This window comes from Chloroflexus sp. MS-CIW-1 (assembly GCF_030444705.1).
GTDB lineage: Bacteria > Chloroflexota > Chloroflexia > Chloroflexales > Chloroflexaceae > Chloroflexus.
Genome location: NZ_JAUBWR010000001.1, coordinates 2739080 through 2752856, shown reverse-complemented (window position 1 = coordinate 2752856; position 13777 = coordinate 2739080). Strand labels below are relative to the sequence as shown.

General features: G+C 55.0%; 12 protein-coding genes and 1 tRNA gene. 6 read left to right on the top strand and 7 right to left on the bottom strand.

Annotated features, from left to right (window positions below; genetic code table 11):
- Nucleotides 1–50: 50 nt before the first annotated feature.
- Entirely contained in the window at nucleotides 51–1337 is a 1287-nt protein-coding gene (locus QTO31_RS11010; protein WP_301429108.1) for a DUF58 domain-containing protein, read from the bottom strand.
- A gap of 738 nt (nucleotides 1338–2075) precedes the next feature.
- On the opposite strand from QTO31_RS11010, the gene malQ reads away from it, so the two are divergent.
- Entirely contained in the window at nucleotides 2076–3566 is a 1491-nt protein-coding gene (gene malQ / locus QTO31_RS11005) for a 4-alpha-glucanotransferase (RefSeq protein ID WP_301429107.1), read from the top strand.
- 122 nt (nucleotides 3567–3688) lie between these two features.
- On the opposite strand, the gene QTO31_RS11000 is transcribed toward malQ, so the two are convergent.
- Nucleotides 3689–4771, bottom strand: a complete 1083-nt coding sequence (locus tag QTO31_RS11000; protein ID WP_031458322.1) for an RNA polymerase sigma factor RpoD/SigA — start codon at nucleotides 4769–4771, stop codon at nucleotides 3689–3691.
- Between the two features lie 157 nt (nucleotides 4772–4928).
- Nucleotides 4929–5651: an SDR family NAD(P)-dependent oxidoreductase gene (locus QTO31_RS10995; protein WP_031458321.1), complete on the bottom strand. Its 723-nt coding sequence runs from the start codon at nucleotides 5649–5651 to the stop codon at nucleotides 4929–4931.
- Between the two features lie 362 nt (nucleotides 5652–6013).
- Between QTO31_RS10995 and QTO31_RS10990 the strand changes: the two genes are divergently transcribed.
- A complete protein-coding gene (locus QTO31_RS10990) occupies nucleotides 6014–7177 on the top strand; it encodes a PAS-domain containing protein (protein ID WP_031458320.1) in 1164 nt (387 codons plus the stop codon).
- 235 nt (nucleotides 7178–7412) lie between these two features.
- Here the strand turns inward: QTO31_RS10990 and QTO31_RS10985 are convergent, their stop codons facing one another.
- On the bottom strand, nucleotides 7413–8495 hold the full coding sequence (locus tag QTO31_RS10985; protein ID WP_031458319.1) for a polyprenyl synthetase family protein: 1083 nt from the start codon (nucleotides 8493–8495) through the stop codon (nucleotides 7413–7415).
- A 387-nt stretch (nucleotides 8496–8882) separates the two neighbouring features.
- Between QTO31_RS10985 and QTO31_RS10980 the strand changes: the two genes are divergently transcribed.
- Nucleotides 8883–9509 (top strand): RNA polymerase sigma factor, encoded by a 627-nt coding sequence (locus QTO31_RS10980; RefSeq protein ID WP_236631115.1) that lies wholly within the window; start codon nucleotides 8883–8885, stop codon nucleotides 9507–9509.
- 12 nt (nucleotides 9510–9521) lie between these two features.
- Nucleotides 9522–10400 (top strand): anti-sigma factor, encoded by an 879-nt coding sequence (locus QTO31_RS10975; RefSeq protein ID WP_301429106.1) that lies wholly within the window; start codon nucleotides 9522–9524, stop codon nucleotides 10398–10400.
- A 144-nt stretch (nucleotides 10401–10544) separates the two neighbouring features.
- Here the strand turns inward: QTO31_RS10975 and QTO31_RS10970 are convergent.
- Nucleotides 10545–10621: transfer RNA gene (locus QTO31_RS10970), tRNA-Arg, on the bottom strand.
- Nucleotides 10622–10678: 57 nt separating this feature from the next.
- Between QTO31_RS10970 and QTO31_RS10965 the strand changes: the two genes are divergently transcribed.
- On the top strand, nucleotides 10679–11569 hold the full coding sequence (locus tag QTO31_RS10965; RefSeq protein ID WP_301429105.1) for a dienelactone hydrolase family protein: 891 nt from the start codon (nucleotides 10679–10681) through the stop codon (nucleotides 11567–11569).
- Nucleotides 11570–11725: 156 nt separating this feature from the next.
- On the opposite strand, the gene aceA is transcribed toward QTO31_RS10965, so the two are convergent.
- Together aceA and QTO31_RS10955 are read right to left on the bottom strand one after the other, a co-directional pair.
- The gene (aceA, locus tag QTO31_RS10960) at nucleotides 11726–13000 is read right to left on the bottom strand and encodes an isocitrate lyase (RefSeq protein ID WP_028460191.1); all 1275 of its coding nucleotides are present in this window, start codon (nucleotides 12998–13000) and stop codon (nucleotides 11726–11728) included.
- Nucleotides 13001–13124: 124 nt separating this feature from the next.
- A complete protein-coding gene (locus tag QTO31_RS10955; RefSeq protein ID WP_031458315.1) occupies nucleotides 13125–13433 on the bottom strand; it encodes a nucleotide pyrophosphohydrolase in 309 nt (102 codons plus the stop codon).
- Nucleotides 13434–13540: 107 nt separating this feature from the next.
- Here QTO31_RS10955 and QTO31_RS10950 point away from each other — a divergent pair, with 107 nt between their 5' ends.
- Nucleotides 13541–13756 (top strand): hypothetical protein, encoded by a 216-nt coding sequence (locus QTO31_RS10950; RefSeq protein ID WP_028460189.1) that lies wholly within the window; start codon nucleotides 13541–13543, stop codon nucleotides 13754–13756.
- The last annotated feature ends 21 nt before the right edge of the window (nucleotides 13757–13777 follow it).

Sequence of the window (13777 nt, the reverse complement as noted above, 5' to 3'; positions counted from 1 at the left end):
ATCTCTCTTGCTACTTCCCCTTATCAGAGAGTTCAACGGTGGGTGTTCTCTCAAGCTGGCGATTGCAGCGGATGGCGCAGCGCCTCGTCAAGGACTTGATCGCGTTGTAAACGGTAGACATCGATACCCAACCCGACTAAATGTTGGAGAAGTGTAGTTGGATCGTTCCAGCCGCCATAACTCAGCGGATCAATGAAGACGATTACCGCTCGTGCACCACGATAGATGTGTTGCTGGAGCGCAGTCACCCAACGCGGATCAACATCTGATGTGATAATGACCAGGGTTGTAGCGCGGCTGAAACGCTGGCCTTCGGCCAGTAACAACTCGGTCAATGAATGTTGACCAGACGCACGCAATACGGCCAACAGCTCAAGCATCTTCCAGAGTTGCCGCTCTTCACGCTCGGCAGGAATAACTTCAAGCCGTTCACTCCAGGCCAGTAAACCAACAACCCGGTTTTGTGAAAGGAGCGTGCGGGCGAGGGAAGCAGCCACGTACACGGCATGCTCTTCCGTTGAGTCGAGGGCGGGGCGCTGGCGCAGCGATGGTTGACGTTGCCACCATGGAGCGATCTGTCGTTCATCGGTTGGTGGTCGAGCAGGTGGCATACGCACGACCGTGCGCTCATTACAATCAAGGATGAGATAGATGTCCGCTGCCGGATCGAGATCAAATTCTTTGACCATCAGCCGACCCTGGCGCGCTGTGCTGCGCCAGTGGATGCGGTTCAGGCTATCACCGGGTTGATAATCGCGGATGGTCGCCACATTGGGCGTCGTGGTGTATGTTCGTACCAGACTCGACGATCCACCGGCCAGTTCGGTGCCCGGTAGTCGAAAACCGGTCACGAGGTCGGTTGGCGGGTAGACAATAATTTCGCCACTACCAGCGATCAGGCGGGAAAAGCGGAAGAGACCAAACGGATCACTGCTGATAATGCGGGTTGGCCCAAGTCGAAAGCGTCCACGGTGGGTACAGAGTGTGCGGGTCGTCCAACGGGTTATCTCGCGAGCACCTAGATAGGCCACAAAACCGGGTTCGTGGTTGGGCAAGTCCGACTCATCCTGTACTTCGATCCATAGTTTGGGTAACCACCATTGGTTACGAATAGTCAACCGTTCGCGTGTGTATTCCCCGACGCTGGCGCGTAGGCTTTTGTGTTCACGCTCGATACTCAGTCCGTACAGATTCAGCCAGGTCCACGCTAGCGCAACCAGCGGTAGAGCGGCGAGGATGTAGCTGAGATGAAAGAAGAGACGTTGACCGGTGCTCTGAGCGGCGAGAAAGCTGGCGCCGGCAAGCACTAAGACGAGAAGTGGTCGGGTTGTATTCATGACAGAACCACTAGTGGATAATGTATCTGCATCAATTGTATCACAATGGTAGCGAAGAAACACGAGCGATGGTCGTCTCCGGCCACACAGTCACCTGGGTGCGCGGGCCTCTGACCCGCATCGTGCAGCGCCTGAGTGCGCGGGCCACGAGCTCGCATTGTACAGCGCCTGAGTGCGCGGGCCACGAGCCCGCATCGTACAGCGCCTGGATGCGCGGGCCCCTGGCCTGCATCGTGTAGTGCCTAGGTACGCGGGCCACTGGCCCGCATCGTGCAGGGCCTGGGAGCGCGGGCCACTGGCCCGCATCGTGCAGGGCCTGGGTGCGCGGGCCACGATCCCGCATCGTGCAGGGCCTGGGTGCGCGGGCCACGATCCCGCATCGTACAGTGCCTGAGTGCGCGGGCCACTGGCCCGCATCGTGCAGGGCCTGGGTGCGCGGGCCCCTGGCCTGCATCGTGTAGTGCCTAGGTACGCGGGCCACTGGCCCGCATTGTGCAGTGCCTGAGTGCGCGGGCCCCTGGCCTGCATCGTGTAGTGCCTAGGTACGCGGGCCACTGGCCCGCATTGTGAAGTATCCGAATGGTTGCGCATTTGGAATGACCACTTTGTACACAGACGAGCCTGATCGGAAATTCCGGATTTTTGATCAGGCGCTGGGTTGACGATCTCGTAGATAGTTTCTTGTGTTATAATTGCGATTACAACAAAATGAATGATTGAGTAGCGCTGAGGTGCATCATGGATCATCGGCGGGTCAGTGGGGTTTTGCTCCATCCATCCTCATTGCCAGGACGGGGTGGGATTGGTGATATTGGGGATGCAGCATACCGGTTTATCGATTGGCTGGTAATGGCAAAACAGCGACGCTGGCAGATTATGCCACTGGGGCCAACCAGTTATGGCGATTCACCGTATGCCGGTTTATCGGCGCTGGCCGGGAATCCGCTCTTGATTTCGCTCGAACAACTAGTACGCAATGGATGGCTTGATGAAGGAGCACTCGGTGGTGCTCCGGGTGGTGATGGTGATTGGATCGATTACGGAGCAATTATTCCGTGGAAGAAGATCCGCCTGGAATGGGCATTTGCCCGATTTCTTGCCCATGCTGATGCCGGGCAGCAGGCCGACTTTGCACGTTTCTGCGAGGAACAGCGGTCATGGTTAGATACGTTTGCACTCTTTGCCGCTTTGAAAGAGGCCTACCGCGGCGAGCCGTGGAATCGGTGGGATGAAGGGTTGGCGCGACGTGATCCGGCGGCATTGGCCGAGGTGCGACAGATGTTGGCCGATCGTATTCGCTTCCATCAGTTCTTGCAGTGGGTCTTTTTCCGCCAGTGGATGGAATTGCGCCAGTATGCGAACGAGCGAGGTATTCAGATCATCGGCGACTTACCAATTTTTGTCGCCTTTGATAGCGCTGATGTGTGGGCCAATCCCGAACTATTTTACCTCGATGATAGCGGAAATCCGACCGTTGTTGCTGGGGTGCCGCCAGACTACTTCAGTCCTACTGGTCAGCGCTGGGGAAATCCGCTCTACCGCTGGGATCGGTTGGCCGAGCGTCAGTATGACTGGTGGGTCGAGCGTTTCCGCGTCCTTTTTAGCCTGGTTGATATTGTACGGATCGATCATTTTCGCGGTTTTGCCGCCTGCTGGGAAGTACCGGCCCAAGCCGAAACAGCACTTGAGGGGCGCTGGTCGCCTGGCCCTGGTGCGGATCTCTTTGCAACAGTGCAATCACAGTTAGGCGCATTACCGATTATTGTCGAAGACCTGGGTCTGATTACCCCCGATGTCGAGGCATTACGTCAGCAGCTTGGCTTCCCCGGTATGGCAGTGCTTCAGTTTGCCTGGGGTGGCGATGCCACAAGCAGCTATCTACCGCACAACTACAGTCGTGATTTGGTCGTCTATACCGGAACCCACGATAACGATACGACAGTTGGTTGGTGGGCAATCCTCGATGAACGCACCCGACAGCACGTGCGGGATTACCTGGGAGCACGTGATGAACATATCGCGTGGGATTTTATCCGGGCGGCGTTGATGTCGGTTGCTGACACGGCGATTATTCCAATGCAAGATATATTGGGGTTGGGTTCGTGGGCGCGTCTCAATTTGCCGGGGCGAGCCGAAGGAAATTGGGCGTGGCGAATGCGTCCTGACCAGATCAATAGTGATCTGGCTTATCGTTTAGGCTATCTGACCGCACTTTATGGGCGAGGGTAACACGGCTTTGTACGGCACACAGGTGCGGTTCGCGAACCGTGCCTGCGCCGTTGAAAAGCGTTACGGGACGGCTTGAAAAGCCGCCCCGTGTAGAAACAGAGCACTTGATCCAGAAGGTTCTTTTAATCTAGATAAGCGTGTAGTCGCTGTCCAACGCTTGGATGACGCAGGCGGCGTAATGCCTCAGCCTCGATTTGGCGAGTACGCTCACGGGTAATACCGAACGCTGCCCCTACCTCCTCGAGCGTGCGCCGTTGCCCATCGAGCAAGCCATAACGTAACTGAAGAATCTTGCGTTCACGTTCAGGCAATTCATTGAGCGCAGCCGTTAACTCGGCGTGCAGCATTTTCTGCTCGGCGATCTCGATTGGCGAAGCCACTGTTTCATCGGCTAGTGTTTCGCTGACCCGGCCTTCTTGCTCGCTGTTAAGCGGTTGTTCCAGTGAAATAGGCTGGGTTGAGGCCCGCAGCAGACGCTTTACTTTGCGCACGCTCATATTCAGGGCATGCGCCAACTCTTCGGCGGTTGGCTCACGCTCTAGCTCCTGTTCCAGACGGTAGATGGCACGGCGCAGATGAACAATCGACTCACTCAGATGCACCGGAAGGCGAATCAGTCGGCTTTGCTCGGCAATTGCCCTCGTGACCGCCTGGCGGATCCACCATGTAGCGTAAGTGCTAAACCGATTACCTTTCGTGTAATCAAACTTCTCGACCGCACGCATCAGGCCGATATTGCCCTCTTGAACGAGATCCATGAAGGCCATCGGGCTGCCGATATACTTCTTAGCCACGCTTACCACCAGCCGCAAATTGGCCTGGATCAGGCGACGACGTGCCTCTTCACCACGGGCCATCTCCATTTCAAGCCGCATGCGCTCGCGGTCGTTAGCAAACTGTTCAGCTTTCAAACGTTGCCGCGCCTCTTTACCACGACTGTACTGCCGGGCCAGTTCAACTTCTTCTTCGGCAGTAAGTAGCGGTACCTGCCCAATCTCTTGCAGATAAAGCTGTACCGAGTCTTCGACCGGCTCAATATCGCCCTCTTCCACGAGATCATCGAGCTGTTCAAGGTTTTCAAGCTCGAGGTCTTCGGGAGTGAGTTCGACTTCGCCATCCCACTCAGCATCGAGTTCGGTGGCCTCAGCGGACAATTCCGGTTCAATTTCACTGTCGGCTGCGTGCTTCTGAGGGAAGGCTTTCACGGTAGTACTCCTTAACATCTTCCGGTTAGCGGCAACGATGTTCTTAACATTCCTTGCGAGGCGTTAATAGTTTTCTATCTGGATATACGCCTCCTCAAAGATTTCGGATGTGTATATTTTCGATCTTTGCACAGATTTTGTCAAGGGTATGAACAGGCTAATTTTGCGCCAATTTTCGGGCGTGGGCGTCTATTGTCTGCCCAGTCTGACTTCGTGGCGGTAGGGCGGCCAGCTCAACAACCGCCGGTCCGATCTCGTCAGGGCTGAGCAGACCAGTACGTACCTCTGGTACAGTCGTGCGAACCATAAGGGTATCGGCAAAGCCTCCTGGATGGACGATGTTGACGTTGATCCCAAACCGACGCAGGTCTTTGGCCATAACGCGGGCCAGACCGTCAACACCGGCTTTTGCAGCGTAGTATGTGGCAAAACCGGGAACTGCAATGCGGTCGAGTGGTGCTCCGATCACGATGATATTGCCTCCACCTCCTTCAATCATCTGCGGGATCACTGCCTTTGCGCTGAGAAACACGCCCTTCAACAGCGTATCCACTACAGCATCCCATTGTTCTTCGGTCGTTTCCTGAATAGGAGCACGTAACCCAATCCCCGCCGCAGCAACCAGGACACGAATTGGCCCAAAGTGATCGCGGGCCTGACTCACCGCACGATCAAGCTGGTCACTCGCACGCACGTCAGCCGTTAATCCCAAGGCTCGCTGTCCGTTTTCTTCGATCAGCCACACCGTTTCGGCCACTTCATCGGCACTACGTGCCAGAACTGAGACCATCGCACCGGCACGGGCCAACGCTAATGCGCTTGCCCGTCCAAGACCACGTCCACCGCCGGTGACCAGTGCATGAATGCCGGTTAGTGTCATCACAGTTGTCCTTTCGTCGAGTATTTGCAAATGTTTTGCACAGTACACTATGGTTATACCACACTTTGGAGGAGCGTGAGGAGTGAACAGTGAGCGAGGTAGGGATTTTCAAAAAGTTTACCTGCCTGGTGGAGATGATGGAAAAGAAAGTATGTGGGAAAGCCAGGTGAGCGGAGGAGAGGCGGATCCTTAACCCATTGGCAGCGCGTGCGGAGCAGTAGGTAGTGAGTTCTACTCTACCCGCCTACCCCCCGCTTGCGGGGGGGCATGGGGGGTTGGAAAATCGCGAAGAGAAGATGAGTTATAATGCACTGCGAGTTTCCGTTCTTGATGGTACACAACATGCTTACGAGAGACGAACTATGCTAGATGTGCTGCCATTGCCAACCGCCTATGCGCCGGAGGGTGGCCTGGTGCAGTGTAATCGTTTGTGGTTAGAGCTATGCGATGGCTCTGAACAACCGACTGATTTGACCGATCTGATTGATGCCTGCGCACAGATTCTGGCCTGGGATGAGCAAGCGATTAGAGCCGCTCGCCAATGGGTTGATCTCCTCTCACCCGATGATCCGCCGCTGCAATTAGCAGCACCATTGCGACGTGATCAGTCACGGCATATGCAGGTTGTTATTCGCCGCAGTAAGACGGCGCTGACAGCGCAAGCGATGGAGGTTACCGGTCTGCTGACAGCGCAGCGGGTCGCCCAACAGCAGCTTGAAGTCATTATGAGCGCACTCGATAGTCTGGAAGAAGGGTTTCTACTTCTTGATGCTGACGACCGGATCGTCTTTTGTAATCGGCGCTACCGTGAATTGTACTCAGTCAGCGCCGATCTGGTTACGCCTGGTCGGCCTTTTGCCGAGCTGATTCGGATCGGCGCCGAGCGGGGTCAATACGCGGAAGCCATTGGGCGTGTGGATGAGTGGGTTGCCGAGCGATTGCAGAAACACGCTGAGCTTGCCCCCATCGAGCAGCATCTGGCCGATGGACGCTGGATTCGTATCGTCGAACGACGTACTCCTGATGGTGGCGCAGTTGGATTACGAATTGACATAACAGAACTCAAGAAAGCAGAAGAGCTGCGTCGCCAGCTTGCGGTACGCGAAGAGATTATTGCCGCGCAGGCCGCCCTATTGGCCGAGTTGTCGACGCCACTTCTTGAAGTGGAATCGCGAGTATTGCTGGTGCCAATGGTAGGTGCTTTCGACAGCTCACGAGCGGCGACGCTGATCGAGTCACTTTTGCAGAAGGTGCAACAACGTCAGGCCCGGCTTGTCGTGCTTGATGTTACCGGTGTGCCGGTGATCGACACGCAGGTTGCCCATGGGATACTACAATGTGCAGTTTCGTTGCGTCTGCTTGGCGCCCAACTCATCATTACCGGCATTCGGCCTGATGTTGCCCAAACGTTAGTCGCACTTGGTGTTGATCTGAGCACTATCATTACACGCGCTGATTTGCGTGATGGTATTCAGTATGCGCTGCGGCGAATGCGACAGGAGGTCGAGAAGCGAAGTGAGTGGTAGGAAGTGGGAAAAGAGAGCTTGTTCAAAACCCCGGCTTTCTCATGAGGCTCGTACCGTGCATATGCGACCATTGCGTTAGGATGGACCAGCGTTCTGTTTCTATAGCCGCCGTGCCTTCCTTTCAGTAAAGCACCGTCAGGCGATGTACGTGACGGGTAAGGTGGCGCCCGACCACACCTCCTCCCCCTTCCTCTCCCCGTGGAAGAGAGGAAGGGTGTTAGGGGGAAGGTGAGGGCTATACTGACCGTTCAAGCACAAAATGTGCAATCTCGATCAACGCCTGGCGGGCCGGTCCTGGGGGAAAGATGTTGAGATGGGCGATTGCCTGCTCAATATAACGCGCCGCTTCAGCCTGGGCAGCAGCCACACCACCGACTTCAATCACCTCCTGGATGACATCTGCTACTAATGCGTCTGGCGGTGGTGAGTAGTTTAATACATCACGCAACCGTTGACTGGAGGAGGCAGCAGTGGCATAGATGAGTGGCAATGTAATGGTTCCCTGGCGTAAGTCATTCCCCGCTGGCTTCCCAAGAGTGCGTTCGTCGCCGATAAAGTCGAGAACATCATCGATGATCTGGAAAGCCATGCCCAAATCGTAGCCGTAGCGTCCTAGAGCCGCGATCTGCTCGTCATTACCACCTCCGGCTACCATCCCTGCCTTGCAGGAAGCCTCAAACAGTGCTGCGGTTTTGGCGCCGGTTTTGTAGAGATACTGGCGCAATGCACGGTCAAACGGTTCAGCAACCGTAACCGGACTGAGTTCACCTTCGCAAATGGTTTGCACAGCTTCAGCGTAGAAGGTAATAATACGTGGATCAGGACCGCGTGCCATTTCAGCCGCAGCCAGCGCGAAAAAGTAGTCACCCACCATCAAGGCTACGTCGTTATCCCAACGGGCGTGAACGGTAATCTGCCCACGGCGACGATTAGCTCGATCGACCAGGTCGTCGTGCACAAGCGAAGCAGCATGGATCAGTTCGGCAGCCGCAGCAGGATGAATAACCCGTTCCAACTGATACTGCCCCAGTCGTGCAGCCAGGATGGCGAGTGCTGCTCGTAGCCGTTTCCCGCCAGAACGAACAGTGTGGGCGCCAGCAGCACTGATCACTGCAACACGCGAATGAGTACATTCGAGTAACCGCTGTTCGATAGCACCGAGATCGGCCAGGATGTCGGCTCGGTGAAAGATACCGGCCAGTCCACCGGCTATTTGTGGCGCAAGGTCACCGGCAATGCGATGACTCGATGTCGGTACGGTATGAACCTGAGAGATGAGTGTCTCTGACTGATTGAACGGTAGCTGGTAGCCGGCCATGCGGCTGTTCCTTCCTAGGATCGCCGAGCCGGTCTGGCGCCGGAGGCGACGACGATCCGGCGATTGTGGCGCATCTTGCCAGAGGTAAGACGAGATATTCTCGCCTTGTGATATTCACCACAATCTGAACTATAACATATTCACTGCGGCTGTCAAGTGAAATGTATTTCAATATAAATGTACCACAGATTGAGTGTGAATGGGGGAACAATATCAGACATTCGCCGGAATACAAAAATGACATTATCTTATTACGTCATCCCTGGGGGTGATAGGACAGGTTAGAACAGATTGTCGAATGTCGTCATGTTACGGAAGATATGTGTATAATAGTCATTGGGAATCTTCGCACATCACAGCATTGATAGGCATCCAACGGATCGTGATGTGCGTATTATTACGAGAGGGTTGGCTGTGGCCCAACCGGATAATTCGGTTAATCTGAAGCGACTGAGCGACGAAGCGTTAATGGAGTTGGTGGCTGCCGGTGATAGTGCAGCACTTGCACAACTCTACGACCGCCACGCACGCGCTGTATATGGGTTGGCTCTCAGGATGTTAGCGGCGGCTGAACCGGCTGAAGAGGTAGTACAAGAGACCTTTTGGCGCATTTGGAAGCGAGCAGCTACCTATCAGCGCAACAGTTCCTTCTTACCCTGGATGTTCGGGATTACCCGTAATCTGTGTATCGATGAGCTACGTCGGCGACAGGTACGTCCCGTAGCCATCGGGGATGATGAAGAAATCCTGTCAGTGCTAACCGATCAGCAGCAAAACGTTGAGCAATCGACCCTTGAGGCTGAACGGCGCCGGCTGATCACCAGCGCATTAGCCGATCTGCCGCAAGACCAGCGTGAAGTTATTGAACTGGCCTATTTTGGGGGGTTGTCCCAGCGTGAAATCGCTGATCACTTGCAAAGTCCGTTAGGAACCATTAAAACACGTATCCGACTGGGATTACAGAAACTAAAGCAGGCGTTGCTTCACTACGGCATTGATGCAAACGATCACTAGAAGAGTAGTTGCATGCACGACTCCGACACAGAGCAAGAACAATCGCTCCTTGCGGCAGCCGCGCTTGGAAGCCTCGATCCGACCGATCTGGCAGCTTTAGAGCAGGTGCTGGCCAGATCACCTACCGCACGATCCGAACTGGATCAGCTACGCGAGGTCGTGGCCTTACTGCCGTATGCCGCACCACCGATAACGCCTCCGGCCCATGTGCGCGCCTCGTTGATGGAGCGGATTGCCGCCGATCAGGCTGCTCGTCAGCCGTTACAATCTGCACCTCTCCCCCGTCGTGCCAGCAGGTCAATGTCGGTATGGTTGTTGAGCCTGACGGTCATCATTGTGTTGTTAGGATGGTTCACATTTACGTTACAACAGCAGGTCATAGCGACTAACGAAACGAATCGGCGCTTGCTGGTAGCAATAGAACAGCTCCAGGCCTCTGTGACCGCCGGTGAGGAACGCCAGTCCCAACTGACAACACAACTTGCTTCTTACGAACAGCAGTTGGCGCGTTTGAACGAACAGATCGCTCAGGAACGGCTCCTCGTTTCGTTCGTGAGCGCCCCTGGCGTGGCAACCCGTGAGTTGCGTCCAACCCGTAGCGATCTTGCTGCGCGAGGTGAGATGTATATGTACCCCGGTGAAACACAGGCGGTCGTGATATTCAGTGGCTTGCCTGCGCTGGAACCTGATCGCGTGTATCGTTTCTGGTTAAGTGATGGAGTCCAGCGAATTGCAGCCGGCTCGTTTCAGGTTGATGCAACTGGGCTGGCGACGTTGGTGATAACCGCACCTCGCGAGGTGAATGCCTTCACCGAAGTTATGGTCACGGTAGAGCCGGTAACTAATCCGACGCCAGATGCGGTTGAGGTTATTTTGACAGGGACGTTATAGCGATAAGTGAGCAGAGGTGGAATACTCTGCGCAAAAACCTTCTGCCGCAATTCTGCTGATATTTCATCCGGCGGGTGACATTCAGAGTTGAAACAGGAGATACGAGCAATGAAAAAACCGCTCCTGGTAGAGCGGGTGGTAAAATGGCGACTCCGAGTGGGCTCGAACCACCAACCTTCAGCTCCGGAGGCTGACGCTCTATCCAGTTGAGCTACGGAGTCATTTCGTCCTAAAGTATACTCGATAGTCTGTTCCCTGTCAATGTGAGGAGGAAGGTTGTGCAACTCCTGAAGCGAGTAGTAGGTTGGATTGTCATCGTTATCGGGGTTGGCATACTGGGGTTAGGGCTGAGTATTCCGATCGATGCCTTGATTGGCAGGGGACGGGTAGAAGCGCTCACCAATACAACGATACCAGGACCGGCTGGCCCGATACGGGCCTTCGTTGTCGAACCGACTACGCCCGGCCCCCATCCAGCAGTCATCATGATTCACGAGTGGTGGGGTTTGCGCCCGGATATTATCGAAAAGGCTACTGCGCTGGCCGCTGATGGTTATCTGGTCGTTGCCCCTGATACCTTTCGTGGTGCCAGCACCACCTGGATTCCAAGGGCAATCTATCAGGTTTCTACGACCCCGCCAGAGCAGGTACAGGCCGATCTCGATGCTGTCTTTAGTTGGCTGATCGCACGCGCTGATGTGATAGCCGACCGGATTGCGATCATCGGTTTTTGTTATGGTGGACGAACTTCTCTGCTCTATACGTTACACAATCCGGCGGTTGCTGCTACCGGTATCTTCTACGGAATGGCACCGGTTGAGCCATCGGCACTGCGTCAGATTCGGGGGCCGGTTCTCGGTATCTTTGGCGGAGCCGATGCCTCTATTCCGCTGAGCGAAGTAGAACAGCTTGAGCGCAATTTACGGGCGGCGGGGGTTTCAACTCGCTTTGTGATTTTTCCCGATCAGCCGCATGCCTTTGTTGGTGGTATCGATTCGATTAACGCCGGTGGTGCAGCCGGTGATGCCTGGCAGGTGTTGCGCGCATTTCTGGCCGAAGCGCTGAAAGGTCAGATTCCCGCCGGACAGAAGTGGCCGGTTGAGATGCGCGCTACGCACGCGACGACGCTCGCTGGTTGGTTACACCATCGTTTTGTGTGTGGATGGTGAAAGATGTTTGCGCAGTCGGTGTTGCGTAGGTTCAGGTACGATGATAGGTTGACATGTGCTCACGCTCATTACCACGTGATGATGCAGCCTCTGTAACGTTTTCCCCTTCCTCTCCCATGTTGAGAGAGGAAGGGGGAAGAAATGGCCAGGCGTGCTTTAATGGAATTGCTCCTCTTCGGTACTTCCGGTCAGTGCCGTGGTGCTGATCTCACCACCAGCAATCACCTGAGCCACTTCATCGAAGTAACCGGTCCCAACTTCGCGTTGGTGGCGCGTCGCCGTATAGCCGTAGGCTTCTGCGGCAAATTCAGCCTGCTGTAACTCGCTGTAGGCAGCCATTCCCCGATCACGATAATTACGTGCCAGTTCAAACATGCTGTAGTTCAATGTGTGGAAACCGGCCAGCGTCACAAACTGGAACTTATACCCCATCGCGCCCAATTCGCGCTGGAATGCAGCAATGGTGGCATCGTCGAGCTTCTTCTTCCAGTTGAACGAGGGCGAACAGTTGTAGGCCAGCAGCTTACCGGGGAATTGGGCATGAATCGCCTCGGCAAAGCGACGAGCCTCTTCAAGATTGGGTTCACTTGTCTCACACCAGATCATATCGGCGTAGGGCGCATACGCCAGGCCACGGGCAATGGCCTGATCTAGCCCGGCTCGTACCCGGTAGAAACCCTCACTGGTTCGTTCACCGGTGCAGAAGGGTCGGTCGCGTTCATCAATATCACTGGTCAGCAGTGTCGCCGCATTGGCATCGGTGCGGGCGATAATAATAGTCGGCACTCCCATAACGTCGGCTGCCAGACGCGCCGCGACCAGATTACGAATCGCGGACTGGGTTGGGATCAAGACCTTACCACCCATGTGACCGCATTTCTTCTCTGAGGCGAGCTGATCTTCAAAGTGTACCCCTGCTGCACCGGCTTCGATGTACGCCTTCATAATCTCGAAGACATTCAGTGGGCCACCAAAGCCTGCTTCGGCATCGGCAACAATCGGCGCAAACCAGTAAATATCATTGCGTCCTTCACTGTGATAAATCTGATCGGCCCGGCGGAGCGCATTGTTGATATTGCGTACCAACTGCGGCCCGGAGTTGGCCGGATAGAGGCTCTGATCTGGATACATCTGTCCAGCCAGGTTGGCGTCAGCCGCTACCTGCCAGCCGCTCAGATAAATTGCTTTCAAGCCAGCTTTGACCTGCTGCATTGCCTGATTACCGGTTAATGCGCCAAGCGCATTGATGTATGGCTCGGTATGCAACAGATTCCACAATCGCTCAGCCCCCATCCGGGCCAGCGTGTACTCAATCTGCACCGAACCACGCAAGCGATAGACATCCTCGGGTGTGTACGGACGCACGATACCGGCAAAGCGCGGCGTATTCCAACTGTCGGCAATCTGTTTGATTTGTGCGGCACGATCCATGTGCGTTCTCCAGTTTCTCCACTGAACATGACAAACGTGGTCAAAAATCTACTGATAGTGAGCAGTATAACACCTTGCGTTACGCTGTAGTTACATGCTTGTGAAATGTGACGCGAAGAACAGATTACCCTTCCCATGTTCGACCATAATTCTCGGTGAGTTTGTTCAGGATCGCCTGCTCAAGGTCAATCCCTAACAGATACGCCAACTGGAAGAGATAATTGGCGACATCGGCCAATTCACCGGCCAGCGCCTCGCGATCACGCGGCTCTTCGTGAAACTGAAAATGTTCGAGTATCTCTGCTGCTTCCACCGCAACCGAAATCGCGATATTACGCGGTGTTTGCGGGAAGATACTGTCAGGCGCGTACCACCCCTTGTCGGTCACAAATCGGTTGATTGCATCGGTCAGTTCTGCAATACTCATTGCCATCGCTACTATCTCCTTTCATCACGATCATGTTGTTTCATTGTAGAGCAAGAATGGTACAATATCTGAGAATACACGGGTTTTGCCGGGCGTGCCGAAGGAGGACGAGCATGGTAACCGTCGAACAAATTGCCCAATATTGCGAACACGAAATTGCCCGTTTACAACTGGCCGGTGATCGCGAAGAGTTGCGGCGCCTGCAACTGGCAATTGGGGTGTTGATGCGGGCTGCCGAGCACGCCCGCGACCGTGAAACGGCAATGCGCTTTCGGATTCTCGCTGCACGCGCCGCCAATGCCCAAGAACTTATCGCTGGTGAAGATTAGGCCAACGTTGGCCATAAGTCT

Coding starts and splice junctions, on each gene's coding strand:
- QTO31_RS11010 (WP_301429108.1), bottom strand. CDS start 1,337: ATGAATACAACCCGACCACTTCTCGTCTTAGTGCTTGCCGGCGCCAGC.
- malQ (WP_301429107.1), top strand. CDS start 2,076: ATGGATCATCGGCGGGTCAGTGGGGTTTTGCTCCATCCATCCTCATTG.
- QTO31_RS10995 (WP_031458321.1), bottom strand. CDS start 5,651: ATGACACTAACCGGCATTCATGCACTGGTCACCGGCGGTGGACGTGGT.
- QTO31_RS10990 (WP_031458320.1), top strand. CDS start 6,014: ATGCTAGATGTGCTGCCATTGCCAACCGCCTATGCGCCGGAGGGTGGC.
- QTO31_RS10985 (WP_031458319.1), bottom strand. CDS start 8,495: ATGGCCGGCTACCAGCTACCGTTCAATCAGTCAGAGACACTCATCTCT.
- QTO31_RS10975 (WP_301429106.1), top strand. CDS start 9,522: ATGCACGACTCCGACACAGAGCAAGAACAATCGCTCCTTGCGGCAGCC.
- aceA (WP_028460191.1), bottom strand. CDS start 13,000: ATGGATCGTGCCGCACAAATCAAACAGATTGCCGACAGTTGGAATACG.
- QTO31_RS10955 (WP_031458315.1), bottom strand. CDS start 13,433: ATGGCAATGAGTATTGCAGAACTGACCGATGCAATCAACCGATTTGTG.
- QTO31_RS10950 (WP_028460189.1), top strand. CDS start 13,541: ATGGTAACCGTCGAACAAATTGCCCAATATTGCGAACACGAAATTGCC.